Raw genomic sequence first — 20,083 nt, 5'->3', positions numbered from 1 at the left:
CTGTCCTGCTAGCCTCCATTATTCCGGTGAATTTCCCCCATCAAGCTCGCGTTGAAGCCCACTGCATCATGTTGAAATACATATTTTTACTAATCGCAGCCCTCTTGCCATGTGTTTTGCCGTTCCAAGCCATGGCTGCAGGGGTCTGGTCCACGTTGCCCACGGCCCCCTCCGGGGTCGGTTTGATGATGCTTCAGCCGGATGGAACCCTGCTGATTTTTGATGGCGGTGGCACCACGATTGCCAAACTCACGCCGAACGCCCAGGGAAGTTACACCGCAGGGACATGGACTTCCCTGAAGTCCATGTACAATTCCCGGCTTTATTTCTCCTCCCAGGTGCTCAAGGACGGCCGCATTTATGTGGCTGGCGGAGAGTATGGCACCGGCGGATCTGCAGCTGAGGTTTACGATCCACTCACCAACAAGTGGCTCCTGACCCCTTCCCCCGGGGTGCGTTTCAGTGATGCCAATTCCGCCATGATTCCTGACGGGCGAGTGCTGAATGCCGTCGTGTCGGTGTCCCGGACCACCAAAATTTACGATCCGGCCACGAACACCTTTACCGCCGGGCCGACCTGTCTCGGCAGCAACAATGAATCCGCCTGGGTTCGCCTGCCAGACGGGAGCGAACTGATGGTGGACATCAACTCCACCAACTCCGAACGCTACATCCCGGCCTCAAACACCTGGATTGCCGATGCGACGGTGCCTGTGTCGCTTTACGATCCCTATGGCTCGGAAACGGGAGGCGCCATGTTGTTGCCCAATGGCAAGGCCTTTTTCATCGGCTCGCTGGGACATTGTGCCATCTACACACCTTCCGGATCAACCGCGAATGGAACCTGGACGATCGCGGCAGACATCCCCGCCGCACAGGGCGCACCTGATGCGCCCTGCGCCATGCTGCCCAATGGCAAAGTGCTCGCGGCAGTGTCTCCGGTGCCGACTTCAGCTCAGCACTTCCCCTCGCCCACATCCTTTTATGAATACGATTATACGAACAATACGTGGACGGTCGTGCCCACCCCGGGCGGTTCACAAAACCATGCTTCTTATTATGGCACCATGCTCATGCTGCCGGACGGCACCTGCTTGTATTCAAATTTTAGCTCCACCATTTACTGCTACACCCCGGACGGCACACCGATCACGGCGGGCAAACCGGTGATCTCATCCGTCTCGCAAAATGCAGACGGCACCTTCCACATTGTCGGCACCCAGTTGAACGGCTGGTCCGAAGGCTCGAGCTATGGCGATGACAATCAGAATGCGACGAACTACCCCATCGTGCGTCTGACCTCTGGCTCGTCGGTGTACTACGCTCGCAGCTTCAACTGGAACAACAACGGCGTCGTGACCGGGGCGCTGCCAGTGACGACTGAGTTCACCGTGCCGAGTTCCGTGCCAAACGGCACTTACAATCTCGTGGTGGTCGCCAATGGCATCAGCTCAGACCCGGTTTCTTTCACCCTCAATCCCATTGCCATCACACTCCCTGCCAGCGTCACGGAAAATGGTGTGGCTGGTTCCGGCACCGTGACTCTCCCTACGGCCGCAGCCGCAGACACCGTTGTCTCCCTGAGCTCGGCCAACACTGCGAAGGTGACGGTTCCCGCTTCAGTCACGGTGCTGGCCGGACAGACATCAGCGACGTTTGACATCACTCCGGGCAACGATGCGGTCCTTTCCGGCAATCAAGCCATTGGCATCTCCGCCGTGGCTTCGGGGTATCAGTCAGGCTTTGCCAATTTGATTGTCATTGATGACGACACGGCCGTGATCTCAATCTCGCCCTCAGCCACCTTTGCTTCAACGGGCGGCACCGGCGGCCCCTTCACGCCCGCTTCAAACGTCTACACGATCTCCAACACCGGCAACACGAGCGTGACATGGTCGGGAGCCATCACTAAATCGTGGCTGACGCTGTCACCTACCAGCGGCACCATCCCGGGCGGAGGCAATGCCACCGTCACGCTGACGATCAACTCCGCTGCCAATTCGCTCGCCACAGGCAGCTACTCCGACACGATCACTTTCACCAACACCTTGACTGGAGACGGCTCCACCACCCGTGCCGTGTCGCTGTCAGTGGCTGGCACACCGGCCATGTCCGTGACATCAGGGGCTCTGGCCTCCACGGGTGGGGCGGGCGGCGCCTTTGCGCCTTCCAGCGCCCTCTTCACCATTCAGAATCCTGGCACTGCTTCCATGAGCTGGACGGCGGCAAAAACAGCCTCCTGGCTGACCCTTTCGTCCACGAGCGGCACGGTCGCTGCGGGATCAACGGCAAACGTCACCGCATCGATCAACACGACATCGGCCAATGCGCTCTCTGCCGGAGCTTACAGCGACACCATCACCTTCACCAATACCAGCAACGGCAACGGCAACACCACCCGCTCGGCTTCGCTGCTGGTGCAGGCCAAGGTCAGCTCGCAGGCGCTCTCCACCAATCCGGGCTGGAGCACCCAGGGCGAATGGACCTACGGCGTGCCGACGGGCAGCGGTGGGCCGCCCAATGGATTTGCAGATCCCACCGCTGGCAAAACCGGCAGCAATGTCTATGGCGTCAATCTGTCCGGCAATTACTCCACCACTCCGGGCGGCCCGTTTTATCTGACGACGACAGCCTTCAACTGCACCACGTCCACCCAGACCAAGTTGAAATTTCAACGCTGGTTGAACACGGACGTCCAGCCTCTGGCTTACGCAACGGTGGAGGTTTCCAACAACGGCTCCACGTGGACCCAGGTCTATGCCAATGACACGGGCGCGGTGACCGACTCCGCATGGCAGGCGGTGACCTATGACATCTCGGCAGTGGCAGATCATCAGGCCACGGTCTATGTGCGCTGGGGTTACCAGGTGGAGGCTGGCGCGCTCGCCTACTCCGGCTGGAACATTGATGACGTGGATATTTTGGGCAACGCCAATCGATTGGCGCCCACCGCGACCGCGCAGAGCAAGTCCCTCGCATTCGGAGCCACTCAAGCCATCACCCTGGCCGGCACGGACACCAACTCGCCCACCGGCGCGCCGCTCAGCTTCACGGTCTCCACCCCGCCTTCGCACGGCACGCTCTCCGGCATTCCCCCCAGCGTAAGTTACACCCCCGCGCTGGGCTACTCGGGCACGGACAATTTTGCCTTCACCGCCACCAACCTCTATGGCATCCCCAGTTCTCCTGCCACCGTCAGCCTGACGATTGCAGCCGGCGCTCCGGTGGCCACGCCGAAATCGGTCACCGTCGCTCCTGACACACCGACGGCGGTCACGCTGACGGGCACCGATCCCAACATCCCAGCTTTGCCTCTCACTTTCACGACCACCTCTTCTCCCGCTCACGGCACACTCTCCGGCACCGCACCCAATCTGACCTACACGCCTGCCGCCGGCTATACGGGCCCGGATTCATTCACCTTCACCGTGAACAATGGCACCGCCACCAGTCCTGCCGCGACGGTTTCCATCACCGTCGGCATCGTGAACATCGTCGAGACGCTCAGTTCCAAGGCGAACATGATTGGCACCAAACCCCTCTCCACACTCGTCCTCGGTGCCGATGGTGCGCTCTACGGCACCTGCCAGACCGGCGGCATCAACAACCAGGGGTCAGTGTTCAAAATCACCACCGCCGGCGTGGTCACCACCTTGGTGAATTTCTACGGTGTCAACGGTGCCGCACCGCAGGCGGGCCTCTGCCTCGGCAGCGATGGCAATTTCTACGGCACCACCACCGCTGGCGGAGCCAACAATCTGGGCACCATCTTCAAAATGACCCCGGCAGGCGTGCTCACCACCCTGGTCAGCCTCAGCTCGGCAAGTCCAAACATGGGCTCCGTGCCCAAAGCGCCGCTGGTGCAGGCTGCCGACGGCAATTTTTATGGTTCGACCACGGCTTCAGGAGCATCCTCCAATGGCACCCTGTTCCGTGTGACCCCCGCTGGCGTGCTCACCGTCCTCAACAACTTCACCGGTACGACGGGTGCGGTGCTCGGCTCCAACTGTCAGGCGGCGATGATTCAAGGCAGCGATGGCAATCTCTACGGCGTCACCGGCGGTGGCGGTGCGGGTGGCTTTGGAACCTTGTTCAAAATGACCACCAGCGGCACCTTCACCACCCTCGTTGCCTTTACTGGAACCACCGGTGTGGCGATTGGATCCACCCCGCTGGGTGCGCTGGTTCAGGGCTCGGACGGCACGCTCTATGGCACCACATCCACCAGCGGCGCGAATGCCAACGGCACCATCTTCAAATGCACCACCGCAGGCGTGCTGACCACGCTGCAAAGTTTCACCGGGGCCTCCGGCCTCGTGATCGGCGGCACCTGTGTTTCACCGCTCGTGTTCGCGGCCGATGGCGTGACGCTCTACGGCACCGCCTCGGCCGGAACGACGTATGGCTCGCTCTTCACCATCACCACGGCGGGTGTGTTTACCAACCTCAAGTCATTTGCCTCCACGGACGGGCCGTCAACTCCGATGGGCGGCATGACCTTCGTAAGCGCGGACGGCAGCTTCTACGGCACCCTTTCTGGCAACGCCGCCAACGTCGGAGCAACACGCGGAGGTGTGTTCAAGCTGATCCCAAACCCCGGCGTTTTCAGCATCCTGGCATCCTTCCAGTTGATGCCGCCCACCTATCGCAACCTCATCAAACACAGCGACAACAACCTCTACGCCACCACGACGCAGGGAGGCACCAATCAATACGGCAGCGTCGTCAAGTTCGTGACCCCGAGCACGCTGACCACACTGACCAGTTTCTCCGGCTCTTCAGGCGCCACCAATCCCAACACGCTCATTGTCGGCACCGACAACAATTTGTACGGCACCAATCCCACCGGCATCATCAGCACCAACGGTTCAGCGTTCAAGCTCACCACGGCCGGCTCGCTGACCACTCTGGCGACCTTCGGCGGAACCTCCGGCATTCAGGGCTCTGCCCCCAGTGCGCATCTCACTCCAGGCGGGGACGGCAACTACTACGGTGTCACCTCCGGTGGCGGCACCAACAGCTCTGGCGTCGTTTTCAAATTGACTCCCACCGGAACCTATACCGCACTCGGAGTCTTCTCCGGCACCACGGGCGCCCTGCTCGGCTCATCTCCACAAACCCGCCTCGTGCTCGCGCCTGATGGCAATCTCTACGGCACCACTTCGGGTGGGGGCGCCGGAGGGTTTGGCACGATTTTCCGCGTCAATGTCGCAACCGGTGCCGTGACCTCACTCATCGCCTTCACCGGCACGACCGGGGCCGTGCTGGGCAGCAGCCCCAATACCAACCTCGTTCTCGGCAGTGATGGCGTTCTCTACGGCACGACGACCGGCGGCGGCACCGGCAGTTCCGGCACTGTCTATTCATTCACGACGGCTGGCGTTCTGACCACCCTGGTGAACTTCACCGGCACTGCAGGCGCGGCACCTGGCTCCACTCCCGCCTCAAACCTCGTCTTTGGCAGCGATGGCATTTTGTACGGCACCACCACGGGCGGCGGCGTCAGCGGCGCGGGCACCGTTTATTCCTGCACCAAAGCCGGAGTCTTCACCTCGCTCGTCGCCTTTACCGGCGCGACGGGCACGATGCCGGGCAGTTCCCCCTCCTCCATGCTGCTGCAGGCACCCGACGGTTGGTTCTACGGCACCACCGGCTTTTCCGCTGCTTACTCCATGGGAACGGTCTACCGTGTCCATCCCAGCGGCATGGCACAGTCCTTGTATGCTTTTGGTTCAAGTGCGGACGGCGGTGTGGCCACAACATCTGGCAGTTTGTCTCTGGACTACCGCCTCGTGCTCGGTGCGGACGGTTATCTTTATGGCGCCAATGCAGGTGCCATCTACCGCGTGCATCAGCAGCCTGCGGTTCAGGATCTGCCAGATGCCATCGTCAGCTCCAGCACCAGCGCGACCCTCACGGCCAGTGTGATTCCGAACCTCGACTCGGCGACAGCCTATTTCGAGTGGGGTCTCTCCACCAGCTATGGCACGCAGTCGGCCGCGCAGAACCTCGCCGCTGGCACCACCGCCGTGGATGTGAGCGCAAGCCTCAGCGGCCTCATTGGTGGACAAATCTACCACTACCGGCTGGTCACCATCACGGCCCAGGGCACTTATTACTCCCAGGATCAAACCTTTGCCACCCAGGGCCCTCCCATCGTGATCACCGGTTCATGGACCGGCACCGCTCAAAACGGCATCACCGTGGACGGTTACATCAATCCTCTCGGCAGTCTGACCAACTACTGGTTCGAGTACGGCGAAACTACCGCCTACGATGACTTCACCGTGCCACAGGTCATGGAGAGCGTACCCATCACTCTCGATCCCGAGACCGAGCCAGACGGTCCGCAAAACCTCTCCAGCGGCGTCGCGATGCTGCCTGTCTCCGTGACCATTGGTGAAGGCATCACCCCAGGCACGGTCTTCCACATCCGCCTGGTGGCTCAAAACAGTTTTGGCATCACCTATGGGGACGATCAGGTCATCACCACCCTCACCCCTCAGCCCACCGCCATCGTCGAACCCACGTTCCATTATGTCGTGACCGGCACATCGCCACAGAGTGGTCTCACTCTGGCCAATGACGGCTACTTCTACGGCACGACGAGCACAGGTGGCTCGATCAATGTCGGGACCGCCTTCAAGATGTCCCAGGGCGGCACCATGACAAAGCTCACAGACTTCTACGGTACCGCCAACAGTGGCGTCGATGGCAACGGCCCTCAGGGCGCTCTCATTCAAGGCCCCGATGGCAATCTTTACGGCACCACAAACACCGGCGGCACCACAAATTCCGGCACCATTTTCAGGCTGACTCCGGATGGCATACGCACCACCCTGGTGAACTTCACCGGCAGCTCCGGTGTGGCGCTCGGTTCCGGTTCAGTCTCCAAGCTGACCCTCGGTCTCGATGGCAACTTCTACGGCACCACCACCGCCGGCGGCACATCAAGTGGCAACGGCACCGTCTTCATGATGACACCCGCAGGTGTGCTGACCACGCTGGTCAATTTCACCGGCACCTCAGGCGCTAATCTGGGAACAAGTCCGCGCGGACTCTTGCTGGCCAATGACGGCAACTTCTACGGCGTCACCAACTCGGGCGGCTCAGGCGGCGGAAATGGCACCATCTTCAAGATGACGCCTGCAGGGGTGCTGACGACTTTGGTGAACTTAACCGGCGCCACCGGAGCCGCGCTGGGCACCGGCCCCAATTGCACGCTCGTTCAAGGCATCGACGGCAATCTCTACGGCACCACCGCGACCGGGGGCACCTTGAATCTCGGCACAGTCTTTGTCTGCACTCCCACCGGCACCTTCACCACCCTCGTGCAGTTCTCAGGCACAGTGGCTCCGGCCTTGGGATCCAGCCCCAAAGGCGCGCTGGTTCAGCTGAGCGACGGAAATTTTTACGGCACCACGACCGCCGGCGGCACCGCAGGTGGCAATGGCACTTTCTTCCAGATGACTCCAGCCGGGGTGCTCACCACTTTGGTCAATTTCACCGGCACCACCGGCACCGCACCGGGCACCGCACCGCAGGGGTCATTGGTGGCCGGAGTGGATGGCACTCTCTACGGTGCCACCAGCAGTGGCGGCCTGTTCAATCAAGGCACCCTGTTCAAAGTCTCCACCATTGGCTTGCTGACCACCTTGGTGAACTTGAACTCGCCACCCGTTTTCAGCAAACTCGTGCAGGGAAGCGAGGGCACCTTCTTTGGCACCACCACTGGCGGCGGCACGGCTCTTGGCTACGGCACCTTCTTCAATGCTTCCATTGACGGTGCTCCTGCCATCCTTTCCCAGCTCCCTCCGGTCTCCGGCACCAGCGCCATCACATCCCGCGGTGGCTTGCTCCTCGGCAGTGACGGATTCTTCTACGGCACCAGTTCCGCTGGCGGCGCCACCAACTTCGGCTCTGTTTTCAAAGCAAGTCAGTCAGGCGTGGTGACCACGCTGCTCAACTTCACCGGCAGCACCGGCGCGGCCCCGGGCTCCAGCCCGCAGGCGGCGTTGATCCAGGGTTCAGACGGCAAGTACTGGGGGACGACCAATTCGGGGGGCAGCTCGTCCAACTTCGGCCAGGTTTTCACCATCACCTCGGCGGGCCTGATGACTCAGGCGGCGGTTTTCACCGGCACCACCGGCTCAGTGCTTGGCTCCAATCCTCAGGGCCCCCTGCTGCTGGCCAACGACGGCAACCACTACGGCACGACCACCACAGGCGGCACCGGCGGCGGTCTGGGCACCGTCTTCAAGATCACGCCTGCGGGTGCCTTCACCAACCTCGTCAACTTTAACAACGTCATTGGCGGTGTGCTGGGTTCCAGCCCTCTCGGCGCCATGGTTCAGGGACCTGACAACGCACTCTATGGCGTGACCAGCACCGGCGGCACGGCAAACCTGGGAACCGTTTTCAAAGTGACCCTGGCAGGTGGCTTCACCCATCTCGCCAGCTTCACCGGCACCACGGGAGCACTGCTGGGCTCCACACCGAGCAACGGCCTCTTCGTCGGACCCGACGGTCATTTCTACGGCGTGACGTCCAGCGGCGGTCTTTACAACCAGGGCACCCTCTTCCGGGTCGGCGCAGATGGCAGCGTGCAGAGCTTGTATTCGTTCACCGGCCGTCACGACGGCATCGCAGCGGCCAATGGTCTGCTGAATGCAAATGACGGCTATCTCTACGGCCAGACCAGCTCCGGCATTTTCCGCGTCCATCCCACACCTGCCGCACTCGCGCTGCCCGCCACCAATGTGCTCGCCTACAGCGCCACCTTGAACGGCTCGATCGTTGGAGAGGAATACTCTGGCACCACCTGCTTCGAATATGGACTGACCACCAGCTACGGCACCACCACCACACCTCAAGCTTTCAGCGCGGGGAACACCCAGCTTGCCAGGGCGGCAGGCATCGTCGTGCAGCCCTTCCTCACTTATCACTGCCGCATGGTTGCAGTGACCTCGGGCGGTGTGTTCCCAGGTCCGGACCGCTCTTTCTCCACCTCCAATACGGGTACCTTCAACAGCGCAAGTGATGTGCCCGTCACCATCGACAGCTTCAGCGCCAGCGGCCTGCCCCTGACCCTCACTCTCGGCTTCGCTCCGGCAAATGGCACTGTCTTGAAACTCGTCAACAACACCGGCAGCACCCCCATCAGCGGCACCTTCGCCAGCCTGCCGGAAGGCAGCGCCGTCACCGCCACGTTCAATGCCCAGTCCTATCTGTTCCAGATCAGCTACACCGGAGGCGATGGCAATGACATCACCCTCACCGCCACCACCCAGGTCATCGCCTTCCCCAGTGTTGGCCTGAAGCGCACCACGGATGCCGCTTTCGCGCTCGGCGCCACTTCGACCAGCGGTCTCACCGTCAATTATCAAATCGTGGCCGGCTCCGCTTCAGCGACGCTCGCAGGTAGCACCGTCTCCCTCACCGGCACCCCGGGTGTGGTCACCGTCAAAGCCACGCAGACCGGCAACGGCGGGAGTATCGGTGCTGCCCTGCCAGTGTATCAATCCTTCATCGTCCAGACAGCGCCCGGCTTTGTGCAGCTCAGCAGCAGCAAGGCCAATGACTTCACGCTCGGCATCCGCAGTGATGGCACTCTCTGGGCTTGGGGCATCAACTCAAACGGACAGCTCGGCGATACCACCACCTCCTCCCGGCGCACGCCGGTTCAGGTCGGCACTGCCACCAACTGGTCCAGCGTAAGCTGCGGCACCTCCCATGTCGTGGCCCTCCGCAGTGATGGCACGATGTACGCCTGGGGCCTGAACACCAGCGGCCAGGTCGGGGACTCATCATTCACTCAACGCACCAGCCCCGTTCAGATCGGCACCCTGGCACAGCTCGGCGTCACCAAGGTTTGGTCCCTCGTCTCTGCCGGAGCCACCCACACCGTGGCTGTGGCAAACGATGGCACTCTCTGGGCCTGGGGTGGCAACTCCAACGGCCAGGTCGGCCAGAACAGCACCCTCACCACCACCTATTCCACCCCCACTCGCATCGGCACGGCCTCCACCTGGTCCATCAGCGGCCAGACCTTGAGCGCGGGCGGCGACTTCACCTTCGCCATCGACACCCTTGGCAAACTCTGGGCCTGGGGTCTCAATACCAACAACCAGCTCGGCGACGGTTCTGCCACCACACGACTGGCCCCCGTCCAAATCGGTACCGGCACCACCTGGCAAAGCGTCGCCGCCCATTCGAACGGCGGCTTTGCAACGCTGACCACCGGCGCGCTCAATGCGTGGGGACTTAACTCAAATGGACAAGTCGGGGACAACACGCTGACTCAGCGCTCCGCCCCGGTCGTGATCGGCGGCACAACGGACTGGTCTGGAGCCACTCTCGCCGCCGGCAACAGTCACTGCATCGTGAGAAAGACGAATGGAACGCTGTGGACCTGGGGCACCAACACGCTGGGTCAGCTCGGCCAGGGTTTCGCAGACAACGCGGCCCGCGCCAACACTCCCCTCCAGGTTGGTACCGCGTCCAATTGGGCGGCCGTTGCTGGCGGTGTGAGCGTCTCCCACGCCACGACCTCGGATGGTTCGGTTTACAGCTGGGGCACCAACACCAATAACATACACGGCGTGGTCATGCGTTCGCTCCTGCCGCTCTCGCAGCAGCTGGGCGCGGTCTCCAGCGCAGTAGCAAGCAACAGCAACACCTACTTCATCAAACCGGACGGCACCCTCTGGGGCATCGGTGGCAATGCCTCGGGACAGCTGGGTCTCGGCGCCACCGATTTCAGCCAGCATCCGACTCCGGTGCAAATGGGCACGGGCTTCACCTGGCTCAGCGTTTCCTCCGCCAGCAGCTCCATGCATGCCATTCGCAGCGATCACACCCTTTGGGCCTGCGGTAACAATGCCAACGGCCAGCTCGGTGATGGCACCATTACCACCCGCTCGTCGCTGATCCAGATCGGCACGGATGCGGACTGGAACTTCATCTTTGACGCCAACAACTGCACCTATGCCATCAAGACCAACGGTACGCTCTGGGCCTGGGGCGCGAACGGTCTCAGCCAGCTGGGTGACGGCACCACCACTCAGCGCAACTTCCCCATCCAGATCGGCACCGACACCACCTGGCGCATGGTCGCTGGCTCCGCGAGCTCCTCGACCTCCTTCGCCGCAGGTTTGAAAACCGACGGCTCGCTCTTCACCTGGGGCAGCAACTCCAACGGCCAGCTCGGCAACGGCACCACCACCACTGTTGTTAGGCCCACTCAAGTCGGCGTCGCCACGGACTGGGCCATGCTCGCCGTTGGCAACACGCATGTCATCGCATTGAAAACCAATCACTCCCTTTGGGCCTGGGGATTGAACACCAGCGCTCAGCTGGGCGACGGCACCCTCACGCAGCGTACGTCACCACTGCAAATCGGCACTGCCACCAACTGGGCCAGCATTGCCGCCGGGACGGCACACTCGCTGGCCACCACCAGCGACGGCAGCCTGTATGCCTGGGGCAGCAATGCGGTGGGCCAGTTTGGCAATGGCACGATCACCACCAACTTCAGCCCGGCGCGTGTCGGTACCGGCACCCTGTGGAGCACCCTGCCCGTGCAGGCCTTTGCGACCCACAGCCTGATTTTTGCCATCGACCGCACCCTCTGGACCGCCGGCCAGAACTCCTCCGGTCAAAGCGCCTTTGCGGGACGTAATCTCTGGGTGCCGACCCTCGCTGTGCCAGGCCTGAACTCCCCCCAAAGCCTCACCTTCACGCCGCCATCCACGGTGACCGTTGGCAATACCATCACCCTCAGCACCACAACGACCAGCGCCCTGCCCTCCAGCTACATCGTCACCGGGCCCGCCACTCTGGTGGGCGATCAGCTCACCGTAAACTCCGCCGGCACCGTCTGCGTCATCGCCTATCAGCCAGGGGACAGTGCGTGGCAGTCGTCCGACATCAGCCATGTCCTCATCAATGCCACCGCGCCAGATGTCACCACGCTCGCCGCCACCTCAGTCGGCACCACCACCGCCACGCTCAACGCCATTGTCAATCCAGACGGCACCACCAGCACCGCGCAGTTCAAATACGGCACAACCACCAGCTACGGCACCAATGTGGCCTTCGCTCTCAATGGTGATCACGACGTCGTCCCGCAAAACATGACCACAACCCTCACCGGCCTCACCCCTGGCACAACCTACCATTTCCTCGCCGCTGCCACCAGCACACTAGGCACCACCAATGGTGGCGACGTGGTCTTCACCACGCTCAGCACCAACGCCGATCTTGCCTCCCTCTCCTTTGCCGGAGGCACCCTCACGCCGGCCTTCGCCCCAGCCACCACCAGCTATGCTTCGGAAGTTTCCAACGCCACTTCCAGCATCACCCTCACCCCCGTGGTGGCGGAGGCGCATGCCAGCTTCACCGTAAATGGCGCTGCCAGTCCAACCCTCCCTCTGACGGTCGGCACCAACCCTCTGGCCATCCTCGTGACGGCGCAGGATGGAGTCACCACCAAGACCTACACACTCGCGGTCACCCGTCGCACCCCCTATCAAGACTGGGTCCTGACCACAGGGATCGCAAACGGCAGCTCAGGCGCGCAGCAAGACAGCGATGGCGACGGCATTCCCAACCTCCTCGAATGGGCCTTCGGCATCAATCCAACCCAGCGCTCGTCCGGCATCCTCAGCGTCACGGGTGGCGCGCTCTCCAAGCGCGGCACCCCGGGCGTTCTGATCTCCGGCCCCGATCATCTGGCTGTCTTTGGACGTCGGATGGACTACCTCTCCGCCGGACTCGTTTATACCGTCGAGTTCAGCGCCAATCTCACCTTCTGGCAGACTGCCACGGACACCCCCGTGTCCATTGGCAACGATGGAGAAATGGAAGCGGTGACCGTGCCCTATCCAGCGCAGATCAATGGCCAGGACGCACGCTTTTTCCGCGTGAAAGTCATCACTCAATGAACGAGCCTTTCGGCAGCGAATGGCTGCCGCCCGTCCTGCAAATCCCGTAGAACGAATAACGAAGCGATAGCGCGTGCTTCCCAGGAAGTGCTGCCTTATAAACGCGCCAGCCCCATCCGGGAAGTAAACCGTGCCCCCGTTTGCGCACGCGCTGACCAGCTGCGTTGCCCATTCAGGAGGAACTTTCCAGGAGCTTGCGCTCGGTCTTCGTCTGCCGGGCAATGCGTTGAGGAGCCTCTTAAGATAATACCTAGGTTTTCACCTTACTATGTCAAAAGCATCGTCAGGGCATGAACAATCCGCAGCCGCAAGTGTCAAAAACGTTGAATGTGAAGAACTCATGGCATGGCTTCCCAAAATAGGAAGGTTCAAAAACCGAGCTGCGAAGCCCGCCGAAGGAGGAACATGCCCTGATTTTATGGCTCCAGATAGACTGGTACGTCCCGCGCTATGGGTTCGATCGGAGGTGCATTTCATGATTGCAGCTTTCCAAGGTCCCGATAGCATCTAGCTTTTGTGTTAGTCATATGCGATAATGCCCCCTTGAAGCCCCTCCGGACGGTAATGATGACCCAAAATCATCCGTGCGAAAAATCCACCAATCCGCATGCATTATTAAAGCTCAAAACCACAACTCGCAATTGGTGACGTACCATCTTCAAAACCGCCGCACTCCGACAAGCGCCGGCTCGGTCTTGCTGGCTGTGTTGTGCCTGGTGGCAATGCTCTCGTTTTTAATCATCATGGCAGTGTCCGTTTCACAGCAGCATGGCGAAATGCAGCAGGCAAGATACGGCATGATACGCGCCCGCCAGCTTGCGGAAATGGGAGTGGCTGTGGCAGCCCATCCTCAAATCAGGGTTGGGGATCCACTGCTGCGGCGGAGTGTTTCCGGTGTGGAGCGCTTTGAAGTCCTGCTTGGCACCGAAGAATCCCGGTTGAATCTCAATGCATTGCTCACGGACCAGCATCTTCCCGTTCTCGAGCGGATGTTGAAATCTTGGGGTATCTCGGCGGCCGATGCTCAGGGCATCGTGGCAACGCTGATGGACTGGACGGACGCCGACGATTTGAAACGTAGGCCGGACAGTGCGGAAAAGCTGGATTACGATCATCTTGGATATTCAGACCGGCCGTTTAATCGCAAATTCAGCAGCCTCAATGAAGTGGATCTGGTGGCACGTGCAGACGAAATCCAGGCGGCCAGACCAGACTGGCGCTCTTTTTTCACGCTCCGGGGCACCGGCCAGTTGGATGTGAACATGGCCTCTGCCGAAGTGCTGGCTGCGGCGACAGGAGCTTCACTGGAGAATGCCAGCCGGCTGGTGCAGCTGCGCAATGGTCCGGATGGTCTGCAGCAGACCGAGGATGACCAGCCGCTCCAAAATTTGAACGAGGCACTCTCGCTGCTTGGCATTGTCGGACAACAGGGAGCGGAAATCACCCCCTTGCTCACGCTTCAGGGAGCGACACTGCGCATTGAAAGCATCGGCACCGCAGGAGATTCACGCTGCGGCATCGCAGTCATCATGAACAAGAATGGCGGCCTGCCACGCATCACCGAGTGGCGCGAATTTCCCGTGGAAGGAGCACATCGGCTTTGAGATTTATGACCTTTCAACGTCCATCGCAGCAGTCACTCAGCTTTCCGGGAGAGGAATCTCGTGAAGCCTGGCAGTGCGGCGCCGATGGTGTTTGGATGCCTGTAGAGCATGCTGCCCACGACGGTCTGATGGGGATCGAGGCACTCGCCTTTGACAGCGCACCCTTCTGGTCTCTGACTCAGGAGGCCCTCAATGAAACGGTGGATCTTCGCTGGGAAGGTCTGGGGATGAAAAACGAAAGCGGTTCGCGCCTGTGGCTCAACTGGCCGGTGCTGCAAAAGGGCAGGCAGGCTCTGGTGGGCACTCTGGCGCTGGCCGAGGAATTTTCCGACTGGGAACAGTGCGTTCATGGCCGGTTTGAGCCCAGCGTCCGCATGCTCCCGCTGCCTGACAATGGCATAGCCCTGTGGAAGGAGCTGGGCCGCCATGTCGTGGCCTTCACCCATGAAGCTAAACTGCTGCATCTTGGAGTGCTGACGGCTCGCAGTCTGGATGTGGACGCGGCCTTTGAAATTCGTGACATGTGCGCCACGTTGCAAACACACGGCTTCATCAACTTTGCTCAGGTGGACACCATCCACGTGTGGACGCACTGTGAAACCGATTTCGCCCCGCAGCTCGCCTGCCTGTTTGAAGCTGCCGCCATCCTCAAGGAGAAGCGTCCTGACCCGCGTCCTCCGGCGGAGTCCAGCGGCCTGCTGCCAGTACAGGTCGCCGTGCGGCGCCAGCAGCAAAAGCGCCGCCAGAACCAGATGCTCATCCTGGCGGCCGCAGCACTGGTTTACCTCTGCTTTTTCGGTGCCTGGTGGCTGCGCTTGCAATGGCGCACTTCGCAGTTGGATCATGCGGATGTCGTCATGAGCAACGCTCAGCCGGAGATCGATCTCGTGCGCGAGGCGCAGAACCGCTGGCAGGAGATGGAGGCCGCGATCAATCCGGATTTGTATCCGGTGGAGCTGTTTCATCAGATCGTCTCGCTGCTCCCTCCGGAAGGCATCCGGCTGAAGGAATTTCAGATCGACGGCGACAGGCTCATCGTCAGTGGTGAGGCCACGACGGTAAATCAGGCGATCGCCTTCAAAAGCCAGCTGGCCGCGTGCATACCACTCCAGCGCTATACCTGGAATATCCCTTTCCCGACCATTCGTGAAGACAATCGCGCGGAATTTCGCGCCGAAGGAAGATTCAATGGAGGGCTTGTGAATGAAGGCCAGTGAACTCAGGCTGCTCATGATTCTTGGCGTGCTCGCCGCACTGTGCGGTGGTGCGCTCCTCTCACAGCGCCTCCTGCGCAAGCAGCATGCGATTGAACGGCGTGAACAAGCCCTCGAACTGCGGCAGATGGAAATGCAGTCGATGCTCACCGAAGTCGAAATGTGGAGGCAGCGCCTGAACTGGCTGCAGACGACACAGCCGGCGATGACCAGTGAAAACCAGGCCAGTGAACAACTCCTCGAAACGCTGCTGGCCACCGCCGCCGCAAACGGACTGACAGTGCAGAAGAAACAGCTGCATGAGCCGGTAACCGCAGCTTTTTACCGCGAGGTGGGAGTCACGCTCACCATCAGAGGCCCGCTGCCTTCCGTTTTCCGCTGGATGCACGGCCTGCTTGCTCCCGCATCTTTCAGGGTGATCCCCCAGGTGAAGATCACGCCGGATGCCGCCAATCCGGCAGACGTCGTTGCCATCCTGCACATCAGCCAGCTTCTTGCACCCGCCGTGGCGCAGGAACCAACCCCGGAGGGTGCTGGCTCATGAAACATGGCCGCCTGATGATCCTCCTGCTGCTGATGGCCTTCCGGGCATACGCGCAGCAGGAAGCACTGATCTTCCAGCCGCCCGTCCCTCATGGCGTGCAACGCTACGAGGCTGGCTGGAACAAGAATCCGTTCACCTTGAAAACAGTGGCTCCCGTAGCGGAGCAAGCCTCCTTCGCAGCGGATCTCACCATCGGCACCTACTTTGGCGACTCCGCCGATCCCACGATTATCATCGTCAATACGAAAACGAACGAACGCACCAGCCTCAGGCAGGGCCAGCCAGCTTCCAACGGCATGAAGCTCAGCAGTGTCAAATTGGGTGCCAGTCGCAAGGACCTGGTGGCCCAAGTCACGCTCGGCACGGAAACAGCCGCCATCCGTTACAACGACAGCTACGTCAAACAGATGGCCGCCGCCGAGACGACCAAGGCTTCTCCTTCAATGCAGCCGTCCCATCAGCAGCCCGGCACCCAGTTGAAATTTCCGACACCACAAAATCCCTCTCAGCCAGGCAGGGGCTCTGCTCCGGGTGCCGCTCCAACCAACGCACCGGCCACCGCGCAGGCGAATACTCCCGTAAATCTAGGCCGGCCAGGCTTCGTTCCGCCTCCAGGCACACTTCCAGGCACCCTCAATGCGGTAAATCCGCCCCCCTCCTCACCGCTTGTGTCACAATCTGCTGTTATGCAAGGCTCTCCCCCTGTTCCAGTACGCCGCAGGCTGATTAGCCCGTCTCTCAATTCCCCAGTCATCTCGCAGTAATCACTTGCCTCCGCCTCCCCCATGAAATTTTTCTGCAAATTGGTTCTGCTTTGCACTGCCTTGACAGGCATGGTTCCTGGATTCCTGGCGGCGCAAAACGCCCCCATCCCCCCGACGCGCAACCGCCCGCGCTTGGGTGCGCCTGTAAATCCTCCCGCACCCACGCCTCCCCAAATCACCGTGCCGACACCTGGGCGCACATCAGCTCCATTTCCCGCTCCGCTCCCGCCGCCCGCCGCCGTTCCCGCTTCGCCTCCCACCACACCACCTCCGTCCTCCGGCAAAAACATCATCGGCTTCACCGCAACCCCGCTCTCTGAGGTGATTGGAGAGTATTTCCGGGTGACTGGACGCCGCGTTCTCAAGGACCGTGGTCTGGAAAACGCCACTGTCACCATTGAAGTCCCGGGTGAGTTCAGCGACGAAGAATACCGCACCATCATCGAAAAAGGGCTGCTCATGCACGGCTATGTGCTCGTTCCCAGCGGGGACAATCTGTTCAAACTCATCGCTGCCGAACAGGGCACCAGTCCCTCCACCCAGGGCGTGCCGCTCGTGCTGCGCTCAGAAGATCTGCCGACCAACGACCAGGTCGTCACCCATGTCATTCAGCTCAACTACCTCCAGGCGGAGGAGGCCTCCACCGCCTTTCAGCAGCTCATCCCCCTCCATCCGTATGGAAAAATCCTCGCCGTGGCCAACGGCCAGTCGTTGATCATCACCGAGGCTTCGCAGACCATCCGCGCTTATCTGGAACTGGCCCGGCAGGTGGATGCACCACCCATGGAAACCATCCATAAAACAGTCCGGCTTGAGCGTGCGGAAGCGGCAAAAGTGGTGGAGCAGCTCAACAGCCTGCTAGGCTTGGGCGGTGGCGACGGCAATCGTTCTGCCGCACCGAAATCCAGCGGCGCCGCCAGACCCCCGGGCGCACCAGGATCCGTTCCAAACACTCCAAACGCTCCAGTATCCGCCTCCATGGGCGGCGGAGCAGGCGTCACTCCGGAGGCATTTCAGCCGGTCATCGAAGCCATTGAGCGAACCAACAGCCTCATCATCGTCGCTCGCCCCGTCGACATGCGGCGCATCGACAGCTTCATCACGGACTTGGACGCGCAATCGCCCTCCTCCCGTTATTATTCACGTCGGCTCAAATACCTCGACCTCACCGTATTCCTCAGCCTCGCCGAAAAAGCGTTGCAGCGGACTTCGCAAAACATCGGCTCCAGCGGCCTCCCCCAGCAGAACTCATCCTCCACCCCGACAAATCCAGTCAACAACAGCTTTGGCAGTTCCGGTTCCAGCTCTGGATTCGGTGGCAGCTCTGCATTCGGTGGCAGCTCAGGATTGGGCGGCAGCTCAGGATTGGGCAGCGGCGGGATGTCTGCCAGCAACTCCTTTGGCGCGGGCAACATCTCGCCATTGGATGTCACCAAAAAAACCATCAGCATATTGATCGGCAGCACCTTCGTCATCGCCGATTCCGCCAGTTCCAAATTCATCGCCACCGGTCCGCCAGATCAAATCAAGGCGCTGGAGGAGCTCGCGGATGAAATGGACGTTCGTCCACGCCAGATCCTGCTCTCCGCCATCATCGGCGAGTTCACGCTCGGCGATAACTTCAACTTCGGTCTCGACTGGATTCAGTCCCTCAAAAAAGTCGGCGACAACGGCCTGGTTGGCGGCGTGCTCAACACGCAGGGCACCGCCTTTGCCAACCCTGCTAATTTGAAGGACGTCGCCGGCTTTCTCGGTGCTGGCGGCCCTGCGGCGCTCGGCGGGCTCACCGCCTACGGCCAGATCAACAAAAACCTCAACATCTTCCTGCAGACCCTCGAAAGCACGCAGCGCTTCCATGTCCTGCAGCAGCCCACCATCACCGCGCTGAACCACCAGTCCGCCAGCATCTACATCGGCCAGCAGATCGCCATCGCCGGGCAGAGCTACACCAGCGGCGTGGTTGGCGGCGGGTTCACCTCCACCACCCAGTACATTCCCGTGCGTCTTCAGCTCGACATCACCGCGCACATCTTCAACGACAACGAGGTCATGCTCGAATTCAAGCAGCAGAACAACGATGTCTCCGGCTACACCACCATCAGCGGCAACCAGGTCCCCAACATTTCTGAGCAGGGCATGCACAACAGCCTCATCGTTCCCGATCAAGCCACCGCCATGCTCGGCGGCCTCATCACCGAGCGTGACACCAACAACAAAGGCGGCCTGCCGTTTCTTGTTCGCATCCCCGTTCTCAAGCACCTCTTCGGCAACACCAACATCAAAAAAGAGCGGCGTGAGATGATGATCTTTGTGCAGCCTCGGATTCTCTCCGACTCGGCCGACCACATGCTGGAACAGGCAAAAATCGGCGACCACATGAGCACTTATACTCAAACCGAACAGTTCGCCAGCATGCCCGAAGATATCGTCCCACGCGCCTTGCCGGCTCGTGCAGACAAGCCCAACGATCTCCTCCCGCCGCCGCCGAATGCTGCCGCAGAACCCAAACAGGGCCTCTTCGGTAAAATGAAGGGCTGGTTTCAAAAGCCGAAAAAGTGATAGGCGGTGTCTTCTTTCGCCAAACTCGCGTCACGAGGCCATGATCTCCATCCTTCGTCTTTGTCGGTGATTTTTGAGAAGGTCAGACTGATGGCTTGGTCAAGTTTTCGGGTATTCAGCCATCGGCACCGCGCAGCAAGGATTTGGTCTTGCTCCACATCTTCTCGATGGAATTGCGGTCGGCTGCCTAGCCGGGCAGAAAGTGCATCTCAGCTCCCGCTGCCTGCACCAGCCCATTGAATTCGACTTGGGTAAGTCATCGGGGGGGCACTGAATCCATGGGCCGGTTGTCGCCGTCTTTCGTCATCCCACTCCGCTTGACCCCAGTCCCAACGGGACTGCGCACCATAGCGAAGGGTTGCCGAGCCTCAGCGAGGCTACCCTGGTACAGGGTGCAACCCGGTTGGGAAAGCAAACCCAGCGCCTTCGCCACACCCCACGCCCACCAGCAGCG

At 60.9% G+C, this 20,083-nt stretch carries 6 protein-coding genes; all 6 read left to right on the top strand.

Annotated features, from left to right (window positions below; translation table 11 throughout):
- Nucleotides 1-131 precede the first annotated feature (131 nt).
- The 6 genes from WAW39_RS02115 to WAW39_RS02090 all read left to right on the top strand — a co-directional run bounded on the left by WAW39_RS02115 (nucleotide 132) and on the right by WAW39_RS02090 (nucleotide 19,629).
- Entirely contained in the window at nucleotides 132-12,944 is a 12,813-nt protein-coding gene (locus WAW39_RS02115) for a choice-of-anchor tandem repeat GloVer-containing protein (RefSeq protein ID WP_422315284.1), read from the top strand.
- A gap of 743 nt (nucleotides 12,945-13,687) precedes the next feature.
- Nucleotides 13,688-14,548, top strand: coding sequence for a general secretion pathway protein GspK (locus WAW39_RS02110; protein WP_422315282.1), 861 nt, complete (start codon nucleotides 13,688-13,690; stop codon nucleotides 14,546-14,548).
- 5 nt (nucleotides 14,549-14,553) lie between these two features.
- Complete coding sequence (locus tag WAW39_RS02105; RefSeq protein WP_422315280.1) at nucleotides 14,554-15,765, top strand: hypothetical protein; 1,212 nt, start codon at nucleotides 14,554-14,556, stop codon at nucleotides 15,763-15,765.
- Nucleotides 15,752-16,306, top strand: coding sequence for a GspMb/PilO family protein (locus WAW39_RS02100; RefSeq protein WP_422315278.1), 555 nt, complete (start codon nucleotides 15,752-15,754; stop codon nucleotides 16,304-16,306). The genes WAW39_RS02105 and WAW39_RS02100 overlap by 14 nt, the downstream gene beginning before the upstream one ends.
- Entirely contained in the window at nucleotides 16,303-17,070 is a 768-nt protein-coding gene (locus WAW39_RS02095) for a hypothetical protein (protein ID WP_422315276.1), read from the top strand. Before WAW39_RS02100 ends, WAW39_RS02095 begins: the two co-directional genes overlap by 4 nt.
- Before the next feature lie 69 nt (nucleotides 17,071-17,139).
- Nucleotides 17,140-19,629, top strand: coding sequence for a secretin N-terminal domain-containing protein (locus WAW39_RS02090; protein WP_422315274.1), 2,490 nt, complete (start codon nucleotides 17,140-17,142; stop codon nucleotides 19,627-19,629).
- Nucleotides 19,630-20,083: the final 454 nt, after the last annotated feature.

Origin of the sequence: Prosthecobacter sp. (assembly GCF_049294395.1) — a bacterium.
Taxonomy (GTDB): domain Bacteria; phylum Verrucomicrobiota; class Verrucomicrobiia; order Verrucomicrobiales; family Verrucomicrobiaceae; genus Prosthecobacter.
The sequence above is the reverse complement of the archived record's forward strand: the minus strand, read 5'-3'. Positions and strand labels throughout refer to the sequence as shown.

Bases quoted from the DNA above. Each gene is read 5' to 3' on its own strand.
- WAW39_RS02115 (WP_422315284.1), top strand. From the start codon at position 132: ATGGCTGCAGGGGTCTGGTCCACGTTGCCCACGGCCCCCTCCGGGGTC.
- WAW39_RS02110 (WP_422315282.1), top strand. From the start codon at position 13,688: ATGGCAGTGTCCGTTTCACAGCAGCATGGCGAAATGCAGCAGGCAAGA.
- WAW39_RS02105 (WP_422315280.1), top strand. From the start codon at position 14,554: ATGACCTTTCAACGTCCATCGCAGCAGTCACTCAGCTTTCCGGGAGAG.
- WAW39_RS02100 (WP_422315278.1), top strand. From the start codon at position 15,752: ATGAAGGCCAGTGAACTCAGGCTGCTCATGATTCTTGGCGTGCTCGCC.
- WAW39_RS02095 (WP_422315276.1), top strand. From the start codon at position 16,303: ATGAAACATGGCCGCCTGATGATCCTCCTGCTGCTGATGGCCTTCCGG.
- WAW39_RS02090 (WP_422315274.1), top strand. From the start codon at position 17,140: ATGGTTCCTGGATTCCTGGCGGCGCAAAACGCCCCCATCCCCCCGACG.